This is a genomic window from Brachybacterium netajii (SeqCode), from assembly GCF_054114245.1.
On record NZ_JBSYXB010000009.1, the window covers coordinates 80,250 to 102,945 of the forward strand.

General features: G+C 73.1%; 24 protein-coding genes. 18 read left to right on the top strand and 6 right to left on the bottom strand.

From position 1 onward, the window contains the following. Nucleotides 1-91 precede the first annotated feature (91 nt). The 5 genes from ACXET9_RS14310 to ACXET9_RS14330 all read left to right on the top strand — a co-directional run bounded on the left by ACXET9_RS14310 (nucleotide 92) and on the right by ACXET9_RS14330 (nucleotide 4,610). Nucleotides 92-994 (top strand): PPK2 family polyphosphate kinase, encoded by a 903-nt coding sequence (locus ACXET9_RS14310; RefSeq protein WP_457887357.1) that lies wholly within the window; start codon nucleotides 92-94, stop codon nucleotides 992-994. Nucleotides 995-1,078: 84 nt separating this feature from the next. Next, nucleotides 1,079-1,576, top strand: coding sequence for a thiol peroxidase (tpx, locus tag ACXET9_RS14315; RefSeq protein ID WP_457887358.1), 498 nt, complete (start codon nucleotides 1,079-1,081; stop codon nucleotides 1,574-1,576). A 151-nt stretch (nucleotides 1,577-1,727) separates the two neighbouring features. Then, complete coding sequence (locus ACXET9_RS14320; RefSeq protein ID WP_457887359.1) at nucleotides 1,728-2,123, top strand: DUF488 domain-containing protein; 396 nt, start codon at nucleotides 1,728-1,730, stop codon at nucleotides 2,121-2,123. 185 nt (nucleotides 2,124-2,308) lie between these two features. Beyond that, complete coding sequence (locus tag ACXET9_RS14325; RefSeq protein WP_457887360.1) at nucleotides 2,309-3,607, top strand: globin domain-containing protein; 1,299 nt, start codon at nucleotides 2,309-2,311, stop codon at nucleotides 3,605-3,607. Nucleotides 3,608-3,758: 151 nt separating this feature from the next. Then, entirely contained in the window at nucleotides 3,759-4,610 is an 852-nt protein-coding gene (locus tag ACXET9_RS14330; RefSeq protein WP_457887361.1) for a sulfite exporter TauE/SafE family protein, read from the top strand. A gap of 27 nt (nucleotides 4,611-4,637) precedes the next feature. On the opposite strand, the gene ACXET9_RS14335 is transcribed toward ACXET9_RS14330, so the two are convergent. Next, a complete protein-coding gene (locus tag ACXET9_RS14335) occupies nucleotides 4,638-5,438 on the bottom strand; it encodes an alpha/beta fold hydrolase (RefSeq protein ID WP_457887362.1) in 801 nt (266 codons plus the stop codon). A gap of 106 nt (nucleotides 5,439-5,544) precedes the next feature. Next, the gene (locus ACXET9_RS14340; protein ID WP_457887363.1) at nucleotides 5,545-7,773 is read right to left on the bottom strand and encodes an NADP-dependent isocitrate dehydrogenase; all 2,229 of its coding nucleotides are present in this window, start codon (nucleotides 7,771-7,773) and stop codon (nucleotides 5,545-5,547) included. A 268-nt stretch (nucleotides 7,774-8,041) separates the two neighbouring features. On the opposite strand from ACXET9_RS14340, the gene hisD reads away from it, so the two are divergent. Continuing rightward, a complete protein-coding gene (gene hisD, locus ACXET9_RS14345; RefSeq protein ID WP_457887364.1) occupies nucleotides 8,042-9,379 on the top strand; it encodes a histidinol dehydrogenase in 1,338 nt (445 codons plus the stop codon). Nucleotides 9,380-9,398: 19 nt separating this feature from the next. On the opposite strand, the gene ACXET9_RS14350 is transcribed toward hisD, so the two are convergent. Then, the gene (locus ACXET9_RS14350; protein ID WP_457887365.1) at nucleotides 9,399-9,986 is read right to left on the bottom strand and encodes a DUF3054 domain-containing protein; all 588 of its coding nucleotides are present in this window, start codon (nucleotides 9,984-9,986) and stop codon (nucleotides 9,399-9,401) included. Between the two features lie 146 nt (nucleotides 9,987-10,132). Here ACXET9_RS14350 and ACXET9_RS14355 point away from each other — a divergent pair, with 146 nt between their 5' ends. The 7 genes from ACXET9_RS14355 to ACXET9_RS14385 all read left to right on the top strand — a co-directional run bounded on the left by ACXET9_RS14355 (nucleotide 10,133) and on the right by ACXET9_RS14385 (nucleotide 15,026). Continuing rightward, the gene (locus tag ACXET9_RS14355; RefSeq protein ID WP_457887366.1) at nucleotides 10,133-11,281 is read left to right on the top strand and encodes a histidinol-phosphate transaminase; all 1,149 of its coding nucleotides are present in this window, start codon (nucleotides 10,133-10,135) and stop codon (nucleotides 11,279-11,281) included. Further along, nucleotides 11,278-11,931 (top strand): imidazoleglycerol-phosphate dehydratase HisB, encoded by a 654-nt coding sequence (gene hisB / locus ACXET9_RS14360; RefSeq protein ID WP_457887367.1) that lies wholly within the window; start codon nucleotides 11,278-11,280, stop codon nucleotides 11,929-11,931. Before ACXET9_RS14355 ends, hisB begins: the two co-directional genes overlap by 4 nt. Further along, nucleotides 11,928-12,530, top strand: coding sequence for a hypothetical protein (locus ACXET9_RS14365; protein WP_457887368.1), 603 nt, complete (start codon nucleotides 11,928-11,930; stop codon nucleotides 12,528-12,530). The genes hisB and ACXET9_RS14365 overlap by 4 nt, the downstream gene beginning before the upstream one ends. Beyond that, nucleotides 12,527-13,234: an imidazole glycerol phosphate synthase subunit HisH gene (gene hisH / locus ACXET9_RS14370; RefSeq protein WP_457887369.1), complete on the top strand. Its 708-nt coding sequence runs from the start codon at nucleotides 12,527-12,529 to the stop codon at nucleotides 13,232-13,234. The genes ACXET9_RS14365 and hisH overlap by 4 nt, the downstream gene beginning before the upstream one ends. After that, nucleotides 13,231-13,389, top strand: coding sequence for a hypothetical protein (locus tag ACXET9_RS14375; protein WP_457887370.1), 159 nt, complete (start codon nucleotides 13,231-13,233; stop codon nucleotides 13,387-13,389). The genes hisH and ACXET9_RS14375 overlap by 4 nt, the downstream gene beginning before the upstream one ends. Before the next feature lie 79 nt (nucleotides 13,390-13,468). Beyond that, nucleotides 13,469-14,203: a bifunctional 1-(5-phosphoribosyl)-5-((5-phosphoribosylamino)methylideneamino)imidazole-4-carboxamide isomerase/phosphoribosylanthranilate isomerase PriA gene (gene priA, locus ACXET9_RS14380; RefSeq protein WP_457887371.1), complete on the top strand. Its 735-nt coding sequence runs from the start codon at nucleotides 13,469-13,471 to the stop codon at nucleotides 14,201-14,203. Nucleotides 14,204-14,207: 4 nt separating this feature from the next. Beyond that, nucleotides 14,208-15,026, top strand: coding sequence for an SseB family protein (locus tag ACXET9_RS14385; RefSeq protein ID WP_457887372.1), 819 nt, complete (start codon nucleotides 14,208-14,210; stop codon nucleotides 15,024-15,026). A 67-nt stretch (nucleotides 15,027-15,093) separates the two neighbouring features. Here ACXET9_RS14385 and ACXET9_RS14390 read toward each other — a convergent pair whose 3' ends face one another. Then, nucleotides 15,094-15,501, bottom strand: a complete 408-nt coding sequence (locus ACXET9_RS14390) for a DUF1844 domain-containing protein (protein ID WP_457887373.1) — start codon at nucleotides 15,499-15,501, stop codon at nucleotides 15,094-15,096. 46 nt (nucleotides 15,502-15,547) lie between these two features. Further along, complete coding sequence (locus tag ACXET9_RS14395; RefSeq protein ID WP_457887374.1) at nucleotides 15,548-16,360, bottom strand: hypothetical protein; 813 nt, start codon at nucleotides 16,358-16,360, stop codon at nucleotides 15,548-15,550. A gap of 356 nt (nucleotides 16,361-16,716) precedes the next feature. Between ACXET9_RS14395 and infC the strand changes: the two genes are divergently transcribed. The 5 genes from infC (at nucleotide 16,717) to ACXET9_RS14420 (ending at nucleotide 20,942) form a co-directional block, all read left to right on the top strand. Next, nucleotides 16,717-17,325 (top strand): translation initiation factor IF-3, encoded by a 609-nt coding sequence (infC, locus tag ACXET9_RS14400; protein ID WP_457887396.1) that lies wholly within the window; start codon nucleotides 16,717-16,719, stop codon nucleotides 17,323-17,325. Nucleotides 17,326-17,383: 58 nt separating this feature from the next. Continuing rightward, the gene (gene rpmI / locus ACXET9_RS14405; protein WP_457887375.1) at nucleotides 17,384-17,578 is read left to right on the top strand and encodes a 50S ribosomal protein L35; all 195 of its coding nucleotides are present in this window, start codon (nucleotides 17,384-17,386) and stop codon (nucleotides 17,576-17,578) included. Between the two features lie 61 nt (nucleotides 17,579-17,639). After that, nucleotides 17,640-18,020, top strand: a complete 381-nt coding sequence (gene rplT / locus ACXET9_RS14410; protein WP_457887376.1) for a 50S ribosomal protein L20 — start codon at nucleotides 17,640-17,642, stop codon at nucleotides 18,018-18,020. Nucleotides 18,021-18,036: 16 nt separating this feature from the next. Beyond that, entirely contained in the window at nucleotides 18,037-18,909 is an 873-nt protein-coding gene (locus tag ACXET9_RS14415) for a TrmH family RNA methyltransferase (RefSeq protein ID WP_457887377.1), read from the top strand. After that, complete coding sequence (locus ACXET9_RS14420) at nucleotides 18,906-20,942, top strand: cytochrome c oxidase assembly protein (protein WP_457887378.1); 2,037 nt, start codon at nucleotides 18,906-18,908, stop codon at nucleotides 20,940-20,942. Before ACXET9_RS14415 ends, ACXET9_RS14420 begins: the two co-directional genes overlap by 4 nt. Here the strand turns inward: ACXET9_RS14420 and ACXET9_RS14425 are convergent. Further along, the gene (locus tag ACXET9_RS14425) at nucleotides 20,858-22,657 is read right to left on the bottom strand and encodes a DUF222 domain-containing protein (protein ID WP_457887379.1); all 1,800 of its coding nucleotides are present in this window, start codon (nucleotides 22,655-22,657) and stop codon (nucleotides 20,858-20,860) included. The two genes, ACXET9_RS14420 and ACXET9_RS14425, sit on opposite strands and share 85 nt — an antisense overlap. Between the last annotated feature and the right edge of the window lie 39 nt (nucleotides 22,658-22,696).

A 22,696-nucleotide genomic window follows, 5' to 3' on the forward strand; every position in this document is an offset into this window, starting at 1 on the left:
CGTGATCCGCCGTCGGGGGGGGGCGGGAGCGCGCGCCGCGGGATCGCCCGAAGCATGGCCCTCGAGGGCGGGGCGCCGATATCGTGTGCCGATGGCTCAGCACCCACGGTCCGCAGACCCCGCCGACATCCTCGCCGCGCATCTCCGGGACGACGCCCCGCGCGGCGTCCTGATTCCGCCCGGATGGACCGGCACCGTCGCCGACATCGATCCCCGCTCCACTCCCGGCTTCGACGGCGGCAAGTCCGCGGGCAAGCAGCGCCTCATCGACCTCGACGCACCCGTGGACGAGCTCCAGGAGCGGCTGTGGGCGGCGAGCCGTCCCACCGGGGAGGGCCGCAGCGTGCTGCTGGTCGTGCAGGGCATGGACACCTCCGGCAAGGGCGGGATCATGCGCCACGTCGTCGGCAGCGTCGACCCGCAGGGCGTGTCCATCACCGCGTTCAAGGCCCCGACCGACGAGGAGAAGGCCCACGACTTCCTCTGGCGGATCCGGCCCCACGCGCCCGCCCCGGGGATGATCGCGGTCTTCGACCGCTCCCACTACGAGGACGTCCTCATCCATCGGGTCCACGGCTGGGCCGACGAGGCGGAGATCCGCCGCCGCTGCGAGGCCATCGTCGCCTTCGAGCAGGAGCTCGTCGACGGCGGCACCGAGATCGTCAAGGTCATGCTCCGGATCTCCCGCGAGGAGCAGGGGGAGCGGCTCATGGAACGGCTCGAGCGGCCCGACAAGCACTGGAAGTTCAACCCCGGCGACGTCGAGGAGCGCCGGCACTGGGACGAGTACGTCGACGCCTACGACAACGCCCTCGCCGCCACCTCCACCGAGGCCGCCCCGTGGACCGTCGTCCCCGCCGACCGCAAGTGGTACGCCCGCATCGCCGTCCAGCAGCTGCTCGCCGACGCCCTCCAGCGGATCGACCCGCAGTGGCCGGCCGCCGACTTCGACGTCGAGGAGCAGACCCGTCTGCTGAGCGCGACGATGGAGTGACGCGGGGGCCGCAGCGAGGCGGCGGTGTGGGCCGGTGAGGGACCCCGGCTTGTCCTCGGCGCTGGTGAGGGCCACTATGGGGGCATGGCTTCGATCACTCTCCATGGCAACCCCGTCTCCACCGTCGGCGAGCTCCCCGCGACCGGCACGGCCCTCCCGGCCTTCGATCTCGTCGGCGCCGACCTCGGCTCCGTCACCTCCGAGTCCCTCGCCGGCAAGCGCGTGGTCCTGAACATCTTCCCGTCGGTCGACACCGGCACCTGCGCGATGAGCGTGCGGAAGTTCAACGAGCTCGCCGCCGGGCTCGAGAACACCGTCGTCGTGTGCGTCTCGGCGGACCTGCCCTTCGCCCAGGCCCGCTTCTGCGGCGCCGAGGGCATCGAGAACGTCGTCACGGCCTCCGCCTTCCGCTCCACCTTCGGCGCGGATTACGGCGTGACCATGGCCGACGGCCCCCTCCAGGGTCTGCTCTCGCGCACGGTCGTCGTCGCCGACGCCGACGGCACGATCATCCACACCCAGCAGGTCGGCGAGACCACCGACGAGCCCGACTACGAGGCCGCGCAGGCCGCCCTGGCCTGATCGACCGCCCGGCGCCCCGCATCAGAGGCGCCGCCCGGCACAGGACCCGGCAGCGTGCACCGCTGCCGGGTCCTCGCGCATCCGGAGGTGATGCAGGGACCGAGCACGACGCAGGAACCGAGCACGACGAGGACGGCGAGGAGAGACCGGGATGAGCAGCATCGAGATCGACCTGGAGCGCGTGCACGACGTGCTCGACGACGGAGGCTCGGCCGACGGGCAGCGACGGGTGCTCGTGGACCGGCTGTGGCCGCGCGGGGTGAAGAAGGAGCGCCTGGCCTACGACGAATGGGACAAGGACGCGACCCCCTCCCCGGAGCTGCGGCGCGCCTACCACTCCGGCGAGCTCGGCTTCGCGGAGTTCGCCGGGCGGTACCGGCGCGAGCTCGACGAGAGCGGGGCGGCCGCAGCCCTGCTCGAGCGCGCGAAGGCGGACGGTGTCTCCAGGCTCACGCTGCTGTTCGCGACGAAGGATGTCGAGCAGAACCATGCGCAGGTGCTGCAGCAGGCCCTGCGTGACGCTGAGAGTGGCCAGGACAGGTGCTGAATCGTGCTGACCTGCACTGATGTCTGCCGACGTCTGTCGGACATCCGTCGGATATCCGTCGGACGTGCGGCGGCGGAGCGGGCGGGACCTAGGTCCACCGGCGGTTCCGCGTCCCTTCCTACCGTGGTGGTGTCACGGCGTCACCTCGTCGCGGCCCCCCGGAAGAGATCAGGAAGGACCCACCCATGACCGTGGACGTCTCCGCAGCTCGGCTCCCTCAGCCCCGTCTCGACCCCGACACCCGATTGAGCCCCGAGCACGAGGAGACCGTCCGCGCGACGCTCCCCGCCGTCGGCGCGAACATCGCCGCGATCGCCGCGACCTTCTACCGCCGCATGTTCACCGCCCGGCCCGAGCTGCTCGCCGACACCTTCAACCGCGGGAACCAGGCGCAGGGCGCGCAGCAGAAGGCGCTCGCCGCCTCCGTCGCCAGCTACGCGACGATCCTCGTGACCCCCGAGGGCCCGAGCCCCCGCGAGATGCTCGGACGCATCGGCCACAAGCACGCCTCCCTCGGCATCGTCGAGGAGCAGTACGGCATCGTGCACGAGCACCTCATGGCCGCGATCGGCGAGGTCCTCGGCGAGGCCGTCACCGAGCCCGTCGCCGCGGCCTGGTCCGCCGTCTACTGGCACATGGCCGAGACCCTCATCTCCTTCGAGAAGGACCTCTACGCCGGCGCCGGCGTCGAGCCCGGCGACGTCTTCCGGGAGGCCGTCGTGGCGGCGCGCGTCGAGGAGAGCAGCGACGTGGCGAGCTTCGAGCTGATCGCCCCGGCCGGCGCCGCGGCGCTCCCGGACTTCGTGCCCGGGCAGTACATCACCGTCGGCGTGCGCCTGCCCGACGGGGCCCGCCAGCTGCGCCAGTACTCCCTGTCCGACGTCTCCGGCGGCGGACGCTGGCGGATCTCCGTGCGCCGCGTCGACGCGGCTGACGGCGACCCGCAGGGCGAGGTCTCCACCTGGCTGCACGAGAACGCGGCCGTCGGGGACCGCCTCCAGGTCACCCTGCCGTACGGCGACCTCGCCCTCGACATCGACTCCGAGGCGCCCGTCGTGCTCGTCTCCGCCGGCATCGGGGCGACGCCGATCCTCGGCATGCTCCGGCACCTGGCCGTGCATCAGCGCGGTCGCCGCGCGATCGTCCTGCACGCCGACGCGGACGCCCGCGACGCCGCCCTCGTCGACGAGCTCGCCCGCTCCGTCGCCGGACTGCCCGCGCACACGAACTCCCAGCTCGACCTGTGGTTCCGGACCACCTCCGAGGAGCACCTGCCCGGAGGCGCCATCGACCCCCGGATCAGCGTGCACGAGGGCCGGATGGCGCTCGACGGCATCCCGCTGCCCGAGGACGCCGAGATCTACCTCTGCGGCGGCAGCGGCTTCCTGCAGGATCTGCGGGACCAGCTGCGCGCCGCCGGGGCCGACGAGGAGCGCGTGCACTACGAGCTGTTCTCTCCGAACGACTGGCTGCTGCCCGCCTGACGCTGCGGCATCCGTCGCGGCACCGGTCACGGCATCCGTCACGGCGCCCTTCCCGATCCCCGGGGCGGGCGCCGTGATGCGTGCGCGCCCGACTACTGTGGGCGCCCGGTCCTGCGAGGGCCGAGGCCGATGACGAGGACGAGGAGAGCGCGTGGAGCTGCAGTCGCTGCTGGTGCTGCTGGTGATGGGGACCCTGGCCGGAGCGATCAACGCGGCCGTCGGATCCGGGTCGCTGCTCACGCTGCCGGTGCTCCTCGCCCTCGGCGTCCCCCCGGGCACCGCGGTGCGGACCAACACCATCGGCATCCTCTTCTCCACCATCGGCTCGGTGGTCGGCTTCCGCCGCGAGATCGCCGCCGAGGGCCGTGCCCTGCGGCCGCTCCTGCTCACCACCGCCGTCTTCGCGATGCTCGGTTCGATCCTGCTGCTGCTCTCGCCGTCGGACGCGCTGGACGTCGTCGTCCCGATCCTCATCGTCGTCGCACTGGTCATGGTCGTCTCCCAGAAGAAGGTCGTCGCACTGCTGCGCGAGCGCCAGGAGAGGCGGGACGCGCGACGGGCGGGCATCGGAGACGCCGACACCGGAGACGCCGACACCGGAGGCGCCGACGCCGGAGACGGCCGGGAGCGCAGCCCGTACCGCTCGCCCGCGCTGATCGGTGCCATGGGCGCGGCCTCGGTCTACGGCGGCTACTTCACCGCCGCCCAGGGGATCCTCTACCTCGGCGTGCTCGGCACCTTCACCGGCAAGCCCATGGGCAAGGTCAACCACGTCAAGAACCTCGCGAGCCTGGTGGTCAACGCCGCCGCGGCCCTCGTCTACCTCGTGGCGCATCTCGCCTTCGGCGCGGAGATCGTCTGGGTCGCCACGGCGGCCATCGCCGTCGGAGCGCTCGTCGGCGGCTACTTCGGTGCGCACCTGGCCAAGCGGATGCCCGAATGGCTGCTGCGCGGGATCATCGTCGCGGTCGCGCTGTTCGCGCTCGCCCGGCAGGTGCTCTGAGGCGCCGCACGCGCAGGACCCGCGCGCTCAGCGCAGGAACGGCAGGACGTGCGCGAGGACCTCGTCGGCGGGCCAGAGCGTCCCACCGTGGTCGCGGCCCGGCAGCGGGACGAACTCGGCGTCGGGCATGAGGGAGGCGGCGCGACGGGACTCCGCGAAGCGCGGCGAGTCGCGGTCCCCGGCCATCCACAGCGACGGGACCGTGCAGCCGGCGAGCGCCTCGTCGGGCACCGCCGGGGTGCCGTCGGTCGCCTCCAGCAGGGCGGCGACGGCGAGCGGATCCGCGGCGAGGAAGGCGGTGCGGGTCGCGCGGGCGCGTCGGCCCTCGGTGTCCGGTCCGAGGCCCTGGCCGGTGCAGAAGGCCTCCATCCCGCCGTCGTCCCCGCCCTCCCGCACGGCGTCGATGACCCCGGGGAAGAACACCTGGTCGACGGCGCCGCGCTGCGCGGACGCCGAGCCGCCCAGGCTCACGAGGCGGCGCACCCGGCCGGGGGAGTCGAGGGCCGCGCTGAGGGCGATGCGGGCGCCCAGCGAGTAGCCGAGCAGCGCCGCCTGCTCGATCCCCAGGGCGTCGAGCACGGCGAACAGGTCCCGGACGAACACCTCCTGGGTGTAGGCGGCGGGGTCGTGGGGCTTCCCGGATCCGCCGTGGCCGCGCAGGTCGACCCGCACCACCGTGTGCTCCTCGGCGAGCGGGGCGAGGTAGCCGAGCCCGCGCCAGATCGCGCGGGAGAGGACCGAGCCGTGCAGCAGCACCAGGGCGGGCCCTCGCCCGGTCACGTCGGCGCGCAGGCCGACGCCGTCGACGGGGGAGGGGATGACGGGCACGGGCGGGCTCCTCGGGCGGGCTGATCTGCGGGCGGGCTGACGGGGGGGGGACGCCGACGCCGGCCCGTCCCGCGGGAGCGGGTCGGACCGGCGTCGGATGCGCTGATCAGAGCGCGGAGGAGATCTCCTCGAGGAGGCGGTTGAAGGTGGCCGACGGGCGCATGACGGCCGCGACCTTCACCGGGTCCGGGCGGTAGTAGCCGCCGATGTCCGCGGGGGAGCCCTGCACGGCCAGCAGCTCCGCGGCGATGGTCTCCTCGCCCTCGGTGAGCTCCTTCGCGATCGGCACGAACGCCGCCTGCAGCTCCGTGTCCTCGGTCTGCTGGGCCAGCTCCTGCGCCCAGTACAGGGCGAGGTAGAAGTGGCTGCCGCGGTTGTCGATCGAGCCGAGCTTGCGCTGCGGGGACTTGCCCGTGTTCAGCAGGGTCTCGGTCGCACGGTCGAGGGCGTCGGCGAGGACCGCGGCGCGGGCGTTGTCGGCCGTGCGGGCGAGATGGCGCAGCGACTCGGCGAGGGCGAGGAACTCGCCGAGGCTGTCCCAGCGCAGGTAGTCCTCCTCCACCAGCTGCTGCACGTGCTTGGGGGCGGAGCCGCCCGCACCGGTCTCGAAGAGGCCGCCGCCGGCCATGAGCGGCACGACGGAGAGCATCTTGGCGCTCGTGCCGAGCTCCATGATCGGGAAGAGGTCCGTGAGGTAGTCGCGCAGCACGTTGCCGGTCACCGAGATGGTGTCCTCGCCGCGGCGGACGCGCTCGAGGGTGTGCTTCGTCGCCTCGACCGGGTTCAGGATCCGGATGTCCAGGCCCTCGGTGTCCTCCTCGGCGAGGTAGGCCTCGACCTTGGCGATGAGGTTGCGGTCGTGGGCGCGGGACTCGTCGAGCCAGAACACGGCGGGCATGCCGGACAGGCGCGAGCGGCGCACCGCGAGCTGCACCCAGTCGCGAATCGGGGCGTCCTTCGCCTGGCAGGCGCGGAAGATGTCGCCGAGGGCGACGTCATGGGACATGAGCACGGCGCCCGAGGCGTCGCGGACCTCGACCCGGCCGTCGGCCCGGATCTCGAAGGTCTTGTCGTGGGAGCCGTACTCCTCGGCCTTCTGCGCCATGAGGCCGACGTTCGGGACGGTGCCCATCGTCGTCGGATCGAAGGCGCCGTGCGTCTGGCAGTCCTCGATCGTCGCCTGGTAGACGCCCGCGTAGGAGGAGTCGGGGATGACCGCGAGGGTGTCGCGCTCGGCGCCGTCGGCATCCCACATGTGGCCCGAGGTGCGGATCATCGCCGGCATGGACGCGTCGACGATGACGTCGGAGGGGACGTGCAGGTTCGTGATGCCCTTGTCGGAGTTGACCATGGCGATCGCCGGGCCGTCGGCGAGATCCTGCGCGATCGCGGCGCGGACGCCCTCGCGGACCGAGTCCTCGAGGCCCTCGACGCCGGAGAGGATGCCGCCCAGGCCGTTGTTCGGGGAGAGGCCCGCCGCGGCCAGCACGTCGCCGTGCTGCGCGAAGAGGGTCGGGAAGAACGCGCGCACGGCGTGGCCGAAGATGATCGGGTCGGAGACCTTCATCATCGTGGCCTTCAGGTGCACGGAGAACAGGACGCCCTGCTCCTTCGCGGCGGCGACCTGCGCGCGCAGGAAGGCGTCCAGCGCCTCCGCGCGGAGGACCGTGGAGTCGACGACCTCGCCGGCGAGGACGGGAAGCGAGGCCTTCAGCGGCGTCTCGGTGCCGTCGGCCGCGACGTGCACGATGGAGAGGACGTCGTCGGCGGCGAGCACGACGGACTGCTCGTTCGCGCGGAAGTCGTCGCCGTCCATCGTGGCGACGGAGGTCTTCGAGTCGGCGCTCCAGGCGCCCATGCGATGCGGGTGCGCCTTGGCGAAGTTCTTCACCGCGAGCGGGGCGCGGCGGTCCGAGTTGCCCTCGCGCAGCACCGGGTTCACGGCGGAGCCCTTGACGGCGTCGTAGCGCGCGCGGACGTCCTCCTCCTCCGGGGTCGCGGGGCTCTCGGGGTAGTCCGGGAGGGCGATGCCGCGCTCCTGCAGCTCGGCGATCGCGGCCTTCAGCTGCGGGACGGAGGCCGAGATGTTCGGCAGCTTGATGATGTTGGCCTCGGGGGACTTCGCCAGCTCGCCGAGCTCGGCGAGGGCGTCGGCCTCGCGCTGGTCCTCGGGGAGGAGGTCGGAGAAGGTCGCCACGATGCGTCCGGCGAGCGAGATGTCGCGCGAGACGACGTCGACCCCGGCAGTGCGCGAGAACGCCTCCAGGATCGGCAGGAACGAGGCCGTGGCCAGCATCGGCGCCTCGTCGGTGTGGGTGTAGATGATGCGCGCCATGTTTCGCGGGGCTCCCTCGGGTCGGTGCGGCATTTGTCTTGACGTCAAGACTATCGGAGGCCGACGGTGGCCTCCGGTCAGGATCCGGACGGCACCACGGTACGGGACCGCCCCGGGCGCGGGGGCGGGGCGCGGGCGAGGGGAGGGACGCGGGCGCGCGGGCGCGGGAGAGCGAGCGCGCGCGCCGATCGTCCGACGGCCGGGCGCGGCTCGTCCGACGGTCGGGCGCCGAGCGGGGCGCGGCGCCGCCGCTCCTAGACTGGAGGGCATGTCCGACACCGATCGCCTCCTCACCGTCCTCGACCTCCGCGAGCGCCGCCTCAGCAGCGCCGAGCTCGCTGCCGCCCTGCCCCGGGCCGAGATCGACGTGGAGGCCGCGGTCCATGCCGTCCGCCCCGTCGTCGAGGACGTCGCCGCGCGCGGCGCCGAGGCCGTCCGCGACGCCTCCGAGCGCTTCGACGGGATCCGTCCCGAGCAGCTGCGCGTGCCCCGCGAGGCCCTGACGCAAGCGCTCGCCGAGCTCGACCCCGCCATCCGTGCGGCCCTCGAGCAGGCCATCGAGCGCGTGCGCGCCGTCGACACCGCCCAGCGCCGCGGCGACGACGCGGTCCAGGTCGTGCCCGGCGGCACCGTCACCCAGCGCTGGGTGCCCGTGCGCCGCGTCGGCCTCTACGTCCCCGGCGGCCGCGCCGTGCTGCCCAGCTCCGTCGTCATGAACGTCGTGCCCGCTCAGGTCGCCGGCGTCTCCGAGATCGTCCTCGCCTCCCCGCCGCAGAAGGACTTCGGCGGCCTCCCGCACCCCACGATCCTCGCGGCCTGCGAGCTGCTCGGCGTGACCGAGGTCGTCGCCGCCGGCGGCGCCCAGGCCATCGCCCTGCTCGCCCACGGGGCCGACGACCTCGGCGACGGCCGCGGACTGGATCCCGTCGACCTCGTCACCGGGCCCGGGAACGTCTACGTCGCCGCCGCCAAGCGCATCGTGCGCGGCACGGTCGGCATCGACGCGGAGGCCGGTCCCACGGAGATCGCGGTCCTCGCGGACGCGAGCGCGCACCCCGCGTACGTCGCCGCCGACCTCATCTCCCAGGCCGAGCACGACCCGATGGCCGCGAGCGTCCTGGTCACCGACTCCGTCGAGCTCGTCGCCGCGGTCGAGGCCGAGCTCGCCGCGCAGGTCCCCGGCGCCCGCCACGCCGAGCGCATCACCACCGCGCTGCGCGGCCCGCAGAGCGGTGTCGTCCTCGTCGACGACCTCGAGCAGGGCCTCGCCGTCGTCGACGCCTACGGCGCCGAGCACCTCGAGATCCAGACCGCCGATGCCGCCGCCGTCGCCGCCCGGGTCACCAACGCGGGCGCCGTGTTCGTCGGCTCCTACGCGCCCGTGAGCCTCGGCGACTACGCCGCCGGGTCCAACCACGTGCTGCCCACGGGCGGCAACGCCCGCTTCGACGGCGGCCTCGGCGTGCAGACCTTCCTGCGCGGCATCCACGTCATCGACTACGACCGGGACGCGCTCGAGACCGCCCGCGGCGCAGCGACGACGCTCGCCGCCGCCGAGGACCTGCCCGCGCACGGCGCGGCGATCGACATCCGCTTCGAGCGCTGAGTCGGCGCCCGTCGGCCGGTCACTCCGACCGGTCGGCGGAGCTCTCCCCGGAAGCGGCGGAGGCGGGAGCGGCGGCGTCGGCCGTGTCAGCAGCGTCGGCTGTGTCGGACGTGTCCGCGGCGTCCTCGAGCGAGGTCGGGACGGCGGTCGCGACGCGGCCGGCCTTCGCCCGCTCACGGGCCTCCTTCAGCGCAGCCCGCCGCGCGCGGCGCTCGGCGCGCTCGGCCTTCCGAGCGGCGTTCTCCTCCCGGCGCTCGGCGCGGGTGACCCACAGCGCGACCGCGCGCCAACCGGCCATCAGCACCAGCGTGACGACCGCGGCGACGATCACGAAGGAGACCTCCGTGCCCGCGCTGAAGAGGGTGCGGATCGCCATCGACGCGCACAGCGTGATCGCCCACACGAACACCCCGTGCGGCCACAGGCGGAACGGGAAGCGCCACGCGCGGATCGCCAGATGCCCGAGCAGCACGCCCACCGCGAACGGCCAGCCCACCAGGACGATGTTCTCGACCGTCAGCTCGGTGCCGTGCTGGATCAGGCCGATCGCGACGAAGAGCAGCACGGCGAGGAGGTCGGCGACGAGGGCGCCCAGGGAACGGAACATGATCCCCAGGCTAACGGGGGCGGGCTGGGAGGAGTCGGCGCTGGCACCGGTCCCGACAGAGGTCACAGTGCGTGCGGCCCGGGTCGCGCGCGTCCCGGGGGTCGGGCGCGCGATCGCACGCAGGCGCGGACCTCTACGATGGGGGCATGCCCGATCCCAGCCCTCTCGAGACCGGAGCGGCCCGCCGCCCCGGCCTGCCCGCACGTCGGTCCGACCTGGCCGGCGTCGAGCCCTACGGCGCTCCGCAGATCGACGTCCCGCACCTCCTGAACGTCAACGAGAACCCCTTCGGTCCCTCCGCGGCGCTCGCCGCGGACCTCGGCCGCGCCGTCGCGGAGGCCGCCTCCGCGCTGAACCGGTATCCGGACCGCGAGTTCACGGCCCTGCGCGCGGACCTCGCGGACTATCTCGCCGAGGAGTCCGGCATCGCGGCGCCGCCCGTCGAGGCGGTCTGGGCCGCCAACGGGTCCAACGAGGTCATGCACCAGCTGATGCTCGCGTTCGGCGGGCCGGGCCGCACCGCCCTGGGCTTCGCCCCCCACTACTCGATGTACCCCGAGTACGCGCGCGACACCTTCACGACCTGGGCGTCGGCCGACCGCGGTCCCGCCCCGGACTTCGCCCTCACGAAGGATGACCTGCTCGCCGCCATCGCCGAGCACGCCCCCGACATCGTCGTGCTCACGAGCCCGAACAATCCCACCGGCACCGCCCTCGATCCGGCGCTCGTGCGCACCGCCGCCGAGGCGCTCGCGCCGACCGGCGGCATGCTCGTGGTCGACGAGGCCTACGGCGAGTTCCGCCGCGAAGGCGTCCCCAGCGCCCTCGAGCTGCTGGGCGAGTTCCCGAACCTCGTGGTCACCCGCACCATGTCCAAGGCCTTCGCGCTCGCCGGCGGCCGCATCGGCTATCTCGTCGCCGATCCCGGGATCGTCGACGGGCTGCGCGTCGTGCGCCTGCCCTACCATCTCTCGGCCGTCACGCAGGCCGTCGCCCGCACGGCGCTCGCCCACCGCGGAGAGCTGCTCGCCCAGGTCGCCGCGCTGCGGGCCGAGCGCGACGCCCTCGTCGCCCACCTGACCGACCGGGGCCACCTGACCGCCCCCTCGGACGCCAACTTCGTCTTCTTTCAGCCGCTGGACACCTCCGACCGGCACCGCGTCTGGCAGGGCCTGCTCGACCGCGGGGTCCTGATCCGCGAGGTCGGCCCCGCGCCGTGGCTGCGGGTGTCGATCGGCACGCCAGAGGACAACACCGCCTTCCGTTCCGCCCTCGAGGAGGTCGACCCCCGATGACAGACATCGACAGCACCGTTCCCGCCGCCAGCACGCCAGGCCCCGAGCGCCGGCGCCGCGTCGCGACGATCCGCCGCAGCACCCGCGAGTCCACCGTCGAGGTCACCCTCGACGTCGACGGCACCGGCGTCGTGGACATCTCCACGACCGTCCCGTTCTACGACCACATGCTCACGGCGCTCGGCACCCACGCCCGCTTCGACCTCACGGTCAAGGCCACCGGCGACACCCACATCGACGCCCACCACACCGTCGAGGACACCGCCATCGTGATCGGCCAGGCGCTCCGCGAGGCGCTCGGCGACAAGAAGGGCATCGCCCGCTTCGGCGACGCCCTCGTCCCGCTGGACGAGTCCCTCGCGCAGGCGGTCGTGGACCTCTCCGGCCGCCCCTACTGCGTGCACAGCGGCGAGAGCGAGGCCCAGGCCCTGCACCTCATCGGCGGGCACTTCACCGGGTCCCTCACCCGCCACGTCTTCGAGTCGATCGCCCACCACGCCGCGATCTGCCTGCACATCCGGCTGATCGAGGGCCGCGACCCCCACCACGTGGTGGAGGCGCAGTTCAAGGCCCTCGCCCGCGCACTGCGCGCCGCCTGCGCCTACGACGAGCGCGTCCTCGACGTGCCCTCCACCAAGGGCGCCCTGTGAGCACCGTCGACCGTCCCGGGGGCGAGGAGCCCGGAGGCGACGACATCGACGCCGAGTTCGCGCGGATGATGGAGGGCCTCGACCTCACCGACGCCCCGCTGACCGTCGACGACGTCCTCTCCGCCGCCTCCGAGGAGACCGGCGGCGCGGCCGAGCCGGCGATCGCCGTCGTCGCGACCTCCGTCGCGACCGCGCAGTCCCTCGCCGGCGCGATCCGCCTCGGCGTCGAGGGCCGCACCGACGGGCTCGACATCCCCGCGGGGACCCGGACCGTCGACACCGACATGGGCGCCGTCGCCGTCGGGCCGCACTCCGAGCAGCTCGCGCATGATCTCGCCGCGATCACCTCGACCGCCCTCCAGCGCGCCGGCATCGTGCTGTTCTGGCGCCAGGGCGACCGCATGACCGCCACCCGGTACCGCAACGGCGAGCGCGGGGAGGACGTCTCCCCGGCGATCGTCCTCGGCGCCGTCGACGACGTCGTCGAGCAGCTGCTGCTCGGCGCCGTCGGGCTCGACGAGGTCGGCGAGGGGCACGATCCCGCCGCCCTGACCCGCGCCGAGGCCCTGAAGTGGGTCTCGAGGAGGAGGAAGCGATGACGACGACGCCCGAGGGAAGCAGCACCGGCACGGCGGCTGATCGTGGCGCCGCGTCCGTCGTGGTCCTGGACCACGGCTCCGGCAACGTCCGCTCCGTCGTGCGCGCCCTCGAGGCGGCCGGCGCGGACGTCGAGCTGACCGCGGACCGCGAGCGCGCGCTCGCGGCCGACGGGCTCGTCGTCCCCGGCGTCGGCGCCTACGAGGCCACCATCCAGCAGGTCCTCGCCGTCGGCGGCGACCGCATCATCGAACGCCGCCTCGCCGGCGGGCTGCCCGTCCTGGGCATCTGCGTGGGCCTGCAGATCATGTTCGACGCGGGCACCGAGCACGGCGTCCGCTCCCGCGGCCTCGCCCAGTGGCCCGGCGAGGTCACGCGCCTCGAGGCCGACGTCGTCCCCCACATGGGCTGGAACACCGTCGAGGCGCCCGCGGGGACGCGGCTGCTCGACGGCATCGAGGACGAGCGCTTCTACTTCGTGCACTCCTACGGCGCCCGGACCTGGGAGATGGAGGCCATCGGCCCCATGACGCCGCCGCTGGTGACCTGGTCCGAGCACGGGGGCGACCGGTTCGTCGCCGCCGTCGAGAACGGCGCGCTGACCGCGACCCAGTTCCATCCCGAGAAGTCCGGGGATGCCGGCGCCCGGCTCCTGCGCAACTGGCTCGGGACCCTCCCGCGCCGCGGCGACGGGGGCACCCGGTGATCCTCGCCTTCATCATGCTGTTCGCCGGCTTCATGCTGGTCGGAGGCGCCTGGTCGTTCTTCCGCCAGAAGAAGCCGTGGTGGTCGATCGCCGCGCTCGCGCTCGTCGGCCTCCTCTGCGTCGGCGTCGCGATCTGGCGCATCCAGACCAGCTGACCCCTCGGGCCCGACGACCGGGCCGACCCCCGCATCCCGCTTCCGCGCCGCCGCGCGCACAGACCCCTGGAGACGCACCATGACCACCCCCATCCTCGAGCTCCTGCCCGCCGTCGACGTCCAGGGCGGCCAGGCCGTGCGCCTGGTCCAGGGCGAGGCCGGCACCGAGACCGCCTACGGCGCGCCGCTCGACGCCGCCCTGACCTTCCAGGAGGGCGGCGCGAGCTGGCTGCACCTGGTCGACCTCGACGCCGCCTTCGGTCGCGGCAGCAACGCGCCGCTGCTGGCCGAGGTCGTCGCCGCCGTCGACATGAACGTCGAGCTCTCCGGCGGGATCCGCGACGACGAGTCCCTCGCCGGCGCCCTCGCCACCGGATGCCGACGCGTCAACCTCGGCACCGCCGCCCTCGAGAACCCCGACTGGACCGCCGAGGTCATCGCCGAGCACGGCGACCGCATCGCGGTGGGCCTGGACGTGCGCGGCACGACCCTCGCCGCCCGTGGCTGGACCCGCGACGGCGGCGACCTCTGGGAGACCCTCGAGCGCCTCGACGAGGCCGGCTGCCAGCGCTACGTCGTCACCGACGTCACCAAGGACGGCACCCTCCGCGGCCCCAACGTCGACCTGCTGCGCCAGGTGTGCGAGCGCACCGAGGCCAAGGTCGTCGCCTCCGGCGGCATCTCCTCGCTCGACGACCTGCGGGCGCTGCGCCAGCTCGTCGCCTCCGGCGTCGAGGGCGCGATCGTCGGCAAGGCGCTGTACGCGGGGGCGTTCACCCTGCCCGAGGCGCTGGACGTCGCCGGACGGGCGTGACCGCATGAGCGAGGGACAGGCAGGACGGAGCACGGGCGGCGCCGACGGCGTCGGCCGTGCGCTGCCCGCGCACTTCGTCGAGAAGTCCCCGCTGACGGACACCGCCGGCGTCCCCTGGAAGGGGCGCGACTACACCGTCAGCCCCTTCCCGGGCGACGACGGCGCGGCGCCGCCGGCCGTCGCCGAGGCGCTCCGCGCCCACCGCGCCGGCGAGGATCCCTACCGGCGCGGTCTCGCGGCCGCGATCGCGGGCGCGCGCCTGCTCGTTCCGATCATGGCCGTGGCCACGGAGACTGGCACCACCGCCCACGGCCTCACCGGCGACAACGGCGCCGACATGGCGATGGTCTCGATCACCGCGCCCGACGGCTCCCGCACCCTGCCGGTGTTCACCGCCGTCGCGGAGCTCGCCCGCTGGCAGCCGAAGGCGCGCCCTGTGCCCACGCCCGCCGCCCAGGCCGCGCAGGCAGCCGTCCAGGAGGGCATCACCCAGCTCGTGCTGGACCCCGCCTCCGACGAGGGCGCGATCATCCTGCAGCGCTCCGTGCTGTGGGCGCTCGCGCAGGGACGCGAGTGGATCCCGCCGCACGAGGACCCGGAGCTCGCCGCCGAGCTGCGGACGATCGCCGAGGGCATCGCCCCCGTCTTCGAGCTCATCGCCCGGCCCGGGCAGCGCACCGAGGTCGATCTCCTCGTGCGGCTCGCCGAGGGCCTCGATGCGCCCGCGGTCCAGCAGGTCGTCGCCGAGCTCAGCGCACGCCTCGGCGCCTCGATGCTGGTCGCCGACCGTGTCACCTCCCTGAAGCTCACGCTCGGGCGCTGACCCGGTCGACGGGCCGGTCGAGAGGCCGGTCCGCGGGCCGGTCGACCGGCCCGTCGCCGTGGCGGGGTCAGCTCACCCGGCCGGTGTACTTCTCGCCGGGGGCCTCTCCCGGTGCATCCGGGAAGGGCAGCGCCTCGGCGAACGCCAGCTGCAGGGAGCGCAGGCCGTCGCGCAGGGATCGCGCATGCTCGTTGCCGATCTCCGGGGAGGCGGCCGTGACGAGCCCGGCGAGCGCCGTGATGAGCTTCCGCGCCTCCGCGAGGTCCTGATATCCGCCCTCGGCCTCGTCCTCGGCGAGGCCCGTCTTCACGGCGGCGGCGCTCATGAGATGCACGCAGGCCGTGGTGATGATCTCGACGGCGGACACATCGGCGATGTCGCGCAGGGCCTCGGCGGCCGCGGCCGCCTCATGCTCCGCGGACGCCTCGTGATCGGGGTGCTGGGGGTCGGGGTGCTGGGGGTCGGTGGTGGTCATCTGTCCTTCTCTCTGGGGGATGGGGGAGGTCTGCGGTGGTGGGAGCTCAGGGAGCGAGTTCGAGAGTGCCCTCGCCGATGGCGCTGCCGAGATCGACCTGCACCGCGACGGGTACGGCACCGGGATCGATGTCGAACACCGCGTGGAAGCTGTCCGAGGAGCCCTCTGCGACGGTGCCATGGGTGCGCGTCGGGGAGTCGAGGGCGTCGCCGGCGATTGGATCGGCGTCGTGCACGTCGCCGTCGGCGGTCACGAGGCGCAGCGGGTCGTGGAGCACCGCGGGCTCCAGGCCGCGGTTGGCGACCTCCACGGTCACGACCACGAGCTCGCCCTGCGCCGTGACCTCGCCGCTGCCCTCGCCGACGGACGCGAGCCCCGTCTCCACGGAGATCTCGCGGACGGTCACGTCGCCGATCCGCACGGAGGTCGCGGCCGTCCCGGCGGCGGCGGTCGCGCCGTCGCGGCGGGTCCCGTCGGAGGCGGCATCGGCCTCCTCGCTCGTGCCCGGGGCGCCCGCGTCGGGCACGGAGGCGTCGGAGGACGGGGCCAGGAGGCGGTAGGCGAGCACTCCTCCGCCGATCCCTGCTGCGAGCACGAGGGCGGCGGCGACGGAGAGCGCGGCGACCAGGGGCCCGCGCGTGCGGCGCGACGCGACGGCCGTCGGCGCCGGGGCATCGGGACGCCGGCGGAGCGGTGCCGGGGGAGGGGACGGGAACCCGTCCGGGACGGGACGCAGGACGGCGCGAGCCGTGGTCATCCGCGGCGACGGGGTGTGCTCGGGGACCGCATCGGCGGGGGGATCGGGGATCGTGTCCAGGGGATCCTGAGGGGCCGAGACCCCATCGCCCGTGTCGTCCACCCGTGCTCCTCGCCGATCGCCGTGCCGCAGGCGACGGAGATCACCTGGAGGAACCCGCCGCTCCTGCTAGAGTAGTCGACCGGAACATGTCGAATCGTTCAGCGATCCGTCGCCCGGCTCCCGCCGGTGCCGGCGTCACCGTTCCTCAAGTGGAGTCCCTCCCACCTCACGGCCCGCGGGTCGTCGGGTCAGCAGCGCAGACGGATCCGAGGATCCGGGCGGCACCTCGGTGCCCTCTGCTCCGGGGCCTCCGCATGAGCGGGGGCCTTTCGTCATGTCGACGTCGATAACCGAGGTGAGGAGCCACCATCAGCGAACAGCGCATCAACGGTCAGATCAGGGTCCCCAAGGTCCTCCTGGTCGGTCCCAACGGCGAACAGGTCGGGATCGTCCGGGTCGAGGACGCCCTGCGTCTCGCCCAGGAGGCGGATCTCGATCTCGTCGAGGTCGCTCCGGGCGCTAATCCTCCCGTCTGCCGCCTCATGGATTACGGCAAGTACAAGTACGAAGCCAACATGAAGGCCCGCGAGGCGCGGAAGAACCAGGCCAACACCGTCCAGAAGGAAATCCGGATGGGCCTGAAGATCGACAAGCACGACTACGAGACCAAGCGTCGCAACGTCGAGAAGTTCCTCGCCGGCGGCGACAAGTGCAAGGTCATCATCCGCTTCCGCGGCCGTGAGCAGTCCCGTCCCGAGATGGGCATCAAGCTGCTCGGCCGCATGGCGGAGGACGTCGCGGAATTCGGCTTCGTCGAGTCGCACCCCCGCCAGGACGGTCGCAACATGGTGATGGTCCTCGGTCCGCACAAGAAGAAGGCCCAGGCCATGGCCGAGGCGCGCAAGCGCCGGTCGGACGCCGAGAAGGCCGCCGCCAAGCGTGCCGAGTCCGCTCCCGCGGCCGAGGCCCCCGCGCCCGTCGAGAGCGCCGAGGCATCGGCGCCCGAGGGCGACACCCAGTCCTGATCGCCCGTCGCGTCCATCGCGACGGCTCCCGATCCCACTCACGAAGGAGAACAGGCTGATGCCGAAGAACAAGACCCACTCGGGCACCAAGAAGCGCGTCCGCGTGACCGGGTCCGGCAAGCTCATGCGGGAGAAGGCGAACGCTCGTCACCTGCTCGAGCACAAGAGCTCGTCCCGCAAGCGCCGTCTCGGCAACGACACCTCCGTCGCCAAGGCCGACGTCAAGCGCGTCAAGAAGCTCCTGGGCCGCTGAGCCCCCTCGCGGGATGAGAGTTCCCGCACCACCGAACTCATAACCAGCGAAGGAGAATCACGTGGCACGCGTGAAGCGGGCAGTCAACGCCCAGAAGAAGCGTCGAGAGGTCCTCGAGCAGGCCAGCGGTTACCGTGGACAGCGCTCGCGCCTGTACCGCAAGGCCAAGGAGCAGATCCTCCACTCGGCCACCTACAACTACCGCGACCGCAAGGTCCGCAAGAACGACTTCCGTCGCCTGTGGATCCAGCGCATCAACGCTGCGGCTCGCGCCAACGGCATGACCTACAACCGCTTCATCCAGGGCCTCGGCCTCGCGGGTGTCGAGGTCGACCGTCGCATGCTCGCCGAGCTCGCCGTGAACGACGCCCCGGCCTTCGCCGCCCTCGTCGAGGTCGCGAAGAACGCCCTGCCCGAGGACGTCAACGCCCCGGCAGTCTGACATCGCGGCACCAGCGATGCACGAGCGCCCGGACCAGTCTCCGATCACCTCGCCCCGCTCCGAGCGGGTGCGACGGATCGCTGCACTGTCCGGGCGCTCCGCGCGTCGGAAGCAGGGGCGCTTCCGCGTCGAGGGACCGCAGTCCGTGCGCTCCCTCCTCGAGCAGCGTCCCGGCCTCGTCGACGAACTGTTCCTGACCGAACGCGCCGACGCCGACCATCCCGAGCTCGCCGAGCTCGCCGCCGCCGGAGGGCTCCGCGCCCGCACGGTCGACGAGGCGATCCTGCGTGCCATGACCCGCGAGGGCGGAGGAGCCGAGGCCGGCGAGTCCGTCAGCCCGCAGGGCGCCGTCGCCGTCGGGCTCCTCCCCGAGCCCGACTCCGCGAGCACGATCGCCGCAGCCCTGGACTCCCTCGCCCCCGACCGCCCCGCCTCGATCCTCGTGCTGCACGAGGTGAGGGATCCCGGGAACGTCGGCACCCTCATCCGCACGGCCGACGCGTCCGGCGCGGACCTCGTCGTGCTCACCCGCACCAGCGCCGATCCCTTCTCCCCGAAGGCGGTCCGCGCCAGCGCGGGAAGCCTGTTCCATCTCCCCGTCCTCACCGGGGCCGACGCCCCCGGCCTCCTGGACGCCCTCGCCTCGCACCGCATCATCGCGGCAGCCACCAGCGGCTACGCCGACACCGATCTGTTCGAGGCCGATCTGCCCGAGCGCATCGCCTGGATCATGGGCAACGAAGCGCGCGGACTCGACGAGGACACCCTCGCCGCCGCGCCCCTGACCGTCCGCATCCCCCTCGCGGGACGCGCCGAATCGCTGAACGTGCACACGGCCGCGACGGTCTGCCTGTTCGAGACGCTGCGCCGGCGAAGGAGCCCTGCGTGACCACCCGCCCCCTGGCGGCCCGGACGACCCTCCTCATCGTCCCCGGGCTGCTGATCCTCAGCGCGGTCTCCGCGCTGATCGGCATCCTCGCGAGCGGGGCCGCGGCCCCGAACGCCCTCGTCCCCGCCTCGCCCCTGGTCACCTGGGGCATCCCGGTCGTCCGGGCGCTGCACCACCTCGGTCTGCTGCTCGCGATCGGCGGCGGCGGGACCGCGGTGCTGCTCCTGCCGGGGCCCTCGCGGAAGGAGGGGACCTCGCTCCGCGGCGGTCGAGGACGCGCCGTGCGGACAGCCGCCGCCGGAGCGCTGCTCTGGGCGCTGGCCTCCCTCGCCCAGATCCCGCTCGGCGGGCTCGAGGCCACCGGCTCCGGCTCCGCCCTGGACCCCTGGGACGTCGCCATGGGGACCGAGCTCGGCACGCTCCAGCTCACGATCGCGATCGTCGCGGGGATCTCGGCACTCCTCTCCGCACTCGCCCGGTCGACGGTCCTCGCCGCCTGGGGCCTCGCCTTCGCCGGCCTCGGGACGGCGATGCTCGGACTGGCAGGCCATGCCGGAGCCAGCCTCGATCACACCAACGCGGTCAACGCCCTGGCCGTCCACCTCCTCGGGGTGACGGTCTGGGCGGGCGGCCTGCTGATGATCGGCCTCCTCGCCCCCCGGCTGACCGACGACCAGCTGGCGACCACGATCCGCCGCTTCTCGCCCTGGGCGCTCGCGGCCGTCGTGGCGCTCGCGGTGAGCGGCCTGATCAGCGCGACGATCCGGATGTCCGCCCTGTCGCAGCTCGTCACCACCGGCTACGGCCGCATCGTGCTGCTGAAGGCGGTGGGTCTCGTCGTCCTCGCCGTCCTCGGCGCCCTGCAGCGGCGCCGTCTCGGAGATCGCATCCGCTTCCGCCACCTCGCCCTCACCGAGGGCGTGATCATGGCGGTCGTCATCGGCGCCTCGATCGCGCTGGGGCGCACCGCCCCGCCGGTGGCGCAGGAGATCCCTGCGGTGGGAGACCTGAAGATCCTCTCGCTCGTCGGCTTCCTCCCGCCCGCACGGGATTTCTCCCCGGCGACCATGTTCACCGTCGTCCAGCCCGACTGGGTGGCGATGCTGATCGCAGCGACCATGGCGGGCCTCTACATCGCCGGGGTCGTGCGACTGCGTCGGCGCGGCGACGACTGGCCGATCATCCGGGCCGTGCTGTGGGTCGCCGGCTGCTTCGCGCTCGCCTGGGTGATGAGCGGCGGCGCCGCCGCCTGGGGACGCTTCCGCTTCGACGCCCACATGGTCCAGCACATGGCGATGATGATGATCGTCCCGCCCCTGTGGGTCCTCGGCGGCCCCGTCACGCTGCTGTCCCGCGCCTGCGCCCCTCGCACCGACGGCTCCCGTGGCCTGCGCGAATGGGTGCTCGCGGCACTCCATTCCGGGTACTCGCGCGTCATCTCGTCCCCGCCGATGGCCGGGCTGATCTTCGCGGGATCCCTCGTCATCTTCTACTTCACGCCGCTGTTCGAGATGGCGATGCGCCACCACACCGGGCACGTGCTGATGACGGTGCACTTCTTGCTGGCCGGCTACCTCTTCGCCTGGGTGCTGATCGGGGTGGATCCCTCCACCAAGCCCATCAACCCGGCGCTGAAGCTCATCACGCTGCTGGTCACCCTCGCCTTCCACGCCTTCTTCGGGATCGCCCTGGTCTCGGCGGTCTGGCTGGTCGCCGAGGACTGGTACCTCGAACTCGGGATGTACAGCGTCGAGCGGCTCCAGCTGATCCAGGTGCGCGGCGGCTCGATCATGTGGGCCGTCTCCGAGATTCCGACCGTCCTGTACGCACTGCTGGTCGCATGGGGCTGGATGCGCTCCGAGGACCGCCGCGCCGCCCAGTGGGACCGTAAGGCGGACCGCGACGGCGAGGCGGAGCTCGAGGCCTACAACGCCTACCTCGCGAGCCTTCAGGGCGGCGAGGGGTCAGAGGCCGAGCCGACGGCGGACGCCGGCACCGGGGCAGGGCCGAGCGCGGAGCCAGACCGGACCTGATCCTCGCGGGGCCCCGCCGCTGGGGCCGAGGACGTCGATGGCGAGATATCGGGCGCCGGGCGGTCCTCCCGATGCCTCTCAGCGCCGGCGGCGCGCGCAGCCGCCACGGCCCGGAAGCTCTCCCACGCCGCGTTCATCTCGGCGACGACCTGCGCGGTGGCGAGGTCCGTCGCATCCTCCTGCATGACGAGCACCAGATCCGAGATCTCCCACCAGGTGCGGCCGGCGTCATCGTCCCGCTCCGGGTCGAGCAGTCCCGCTGTCTTGAGCCGGTGATGCTCGCGGCACAGGTCGTGGAGGTTCTCGACGGAGGTCCTCCCGCCGGACTCCGGATCCTGCGGATCCCATTCCTCGATGTGGTCGATCTCGGAGAGCGAGAGGACGTGCCGGCTGCAGCCGGGCACGGCGCATGTCGGGTGCCGCAGCCGGAGATGCTCAGCCATCGACGGCGTCGGACGGTAGCGCTGGGCCGGAAGCGGCAGGAAGCGCCCGGAGCAGGGATCGGTGAGCACCCGATACCAGGTGTCCTCGCCGGCGGCGAGCTCACGGGCCATCTCCGCGGGGATCGGCACGGTCCCCTCCAGCATCGCCGGGGCCTCCGAGAGGCCGGCGAGCGTCATGAAGGGGACCGTCACGTTCAGGCGGTACCGCGACCGGGGAACCTCCACAGGACCGGTCGCCAGCGCGGCATGGAGGAGCACGGCATAGCGCTGGGCGGCGATCGACCGCACCTCGCCGGTCCCCGCGACCTGACCATCCGGATCGCAGGGCACCTCGTCACCGGCTGCCAGGGCCGACCGCTGGGCATTCTGCACTGCGTGAGCGGCCGCATCCAGCCGGTGGCTGAGGTCGAGGATCTCCGGGATCGGGCCGATCACGCGAAGGCATGCCGTCCCATCGGTTCCGGGCGGATCCAGCACGACCCGACGACGGGCCTCCGGTCGGAGACGCTCCGGGACCTCGCTGCGCGCCTCCGCGGCGGTCACCAGATGGCCGAGAAGGCGGTAGAACGCGTCGGGACTCATCTGCAGGTCGACGTCTCCGAGCGCACCGTCGACCTCGCCTGCCGCGCTGTCCTCGAGCGCGGCAGTGCGTGCGAGGACCCGCTCGAACCAGGTCACCGGCAGATCGCCCGCTTCCAGGCGTTCCAGACTGCGTGGGAGCGTCGCAGAGACCCGGTGGGCGTCGCGGATCAGCTTCTCCGCCTGCTCCCGCGTGCAGCGCAGCGCGGCGGAGACGTGGATGACCTCGACCGCCGCGCGATCGGCGTCGGTGTCCTCACCGCGAGGGTCCTGCGAGCACGCCACCACATGGCGGTAGCGGGCGGCGAGCCGTGAGGACGCCACGCTGCAATCCTCCCAGAGGGCGGCGAGAGCATCCGCGGGCTCTGTCTGCCCGAGGCCGACGGGCCGACGACTCGACGCGGGTGCCCGGCCAGACCGAGAACGAGCCCGACGCAGGGCCTCCGACGCATCCGGGCTGGACGCTGCCAGGAGCAGAGGAGGGACGACAGCGCTCGTGGACATCGGCTTTCCTCGCTCCCCTCGACGTGTGATCTCTCGGCGGCGTCCAGTCGGGCTGTTCCCTCCTGGCCCGCCGCATGTCGAGAACGGTAGGTGCACAGCAGGCACCGGATGCAGGACAGGGGCCAGGCTGTGCAGAACTCGCGATGGGGAGGAGTGCACAGGCCGGTCCCCGAGAGATGCGGCGACCATCGCCGAGCGCCACGACGGTTGTCCACAATCCGCTTGACC

What these genes read in the sequence shown, in the direction of transcription:
- ACXET9_RS14425 (WP_457887379.1), bottom strand. Translation starts at nt 22,657, where the DNA reads ATGGTCGCCGCATCTCTCGGGGACCGGCCTGTGCACTCCTCCCCATCG.
- hisB (WP_457887367.1), top strand. Translation starts at nt 11,278, where the DNA reads ATGACAGACATCGACAGCACCGTTCCCGCCGCCAGCACGCCAGGCCCC.
- ACXET9_RS14325 (WP_457887360.1), top strand. Translation starts at nt 2,309, where the DNA reads ATGACCGTGGACGTCTCCGCAGCTCGGCTCCCTCAGCCCCGTCTCGAC.
- ACXET9_RS14355 (WP_457887366.1), top strand. Translation starts at nt 10,133, where the DNA reads ATGCCCGATCCCAGCCCTCTCGAGACCGGAGCGGCCCGCCGCCCCGGC.
- priA (WP_457887371.1), top strand. Translation starts at nt 13,469, where the DNA reads ATGACCACCCCCATCCTCGAGCTCCTGCCCGCCGTCGACGTCCAGGGC.
- tpx (WP_457887358.1), top strand. Translation starts at nt 1,079, where the DNA reads ATGGCTTCGATCACTCTCCATGGCAACCCCGTCTCCACCGTCGGCGAG.
- ACXET9_RS14390 (WP_457887373.1), bottom strand. Translation starts at nt 15,501, where the DNA reads ATGACCACCACCGACCCCCAGCACCCCGACCCCCAGCACCCCGATCAC.
- hisD (WP_457887364.1), top strand. Translation starts at nt 8,042, where the DNA reads ATGTCCGACACCGATCGCCTCCTCACCGTCCTCGACCTCCGCGAGCGC.
- ACXET9_RS14310 (WP_457887357.1), top strand. Translation starts at nt 92, where the DNA reads ATGGCTCAGCACCCACGGTCCGCAGACCCCGCCGACATCCTCGCCGCG.
- ACXET9_RS14385 (WP_457887372.1), top strand. Translation starts at nt 14,208, where the DNA reads ATGAGCGAGGGACAGGCAGGACGGAGCACGGGCGGCGCCGACGGCGTC.
- ACXET9_RS14340 (WP_457887363.1), bottom strand. Translation starts at nt 7,773, where the DNA reads ATGGCGCGCATCATCTACACCCACACCGACGAGGCGCCGATGCTGGCC.
- hisH (WP_457887369.1), top strand. Translation starts at nt 12,527, where the DNA reads ATGACGACGACGCCCGAGGGAAGCAGCACCGGCACGGCGGCTGATCGT.
- ACXET9_RS14350 (WP_457887365.1), bottom strand. Translation starts at nt 9,986, where the DNA reads ATGTTCCGTTCCCTGGGCGCCCTCGTCGCCGACCTCCTCGCCGTGCTG.
- ACXET9_RS14415 (WP_457887377.1), top strand. Translation starts at nt 18,037, where the DNA reads ATGCACGAGCGCCCGGACCAGTCTCCGATCACCTCGCCCCGCTCCGAG.
- ACXET9_RS14320 (WP_457887359.1), top strand. Translation starts at nt 1,728, where the DNA reads ATGAGCAGCATCGAGATCGACCTGGAGCGCGTGCACGACGTGCTCGAC.
- rpmI (WP_457887375.1), top strand. Translation starts at nt 17,384, where the DNA reads ATGCCGAAGAACAAGACCCACTCGGGCACCAAGAAGCGCGTCCGCGTG.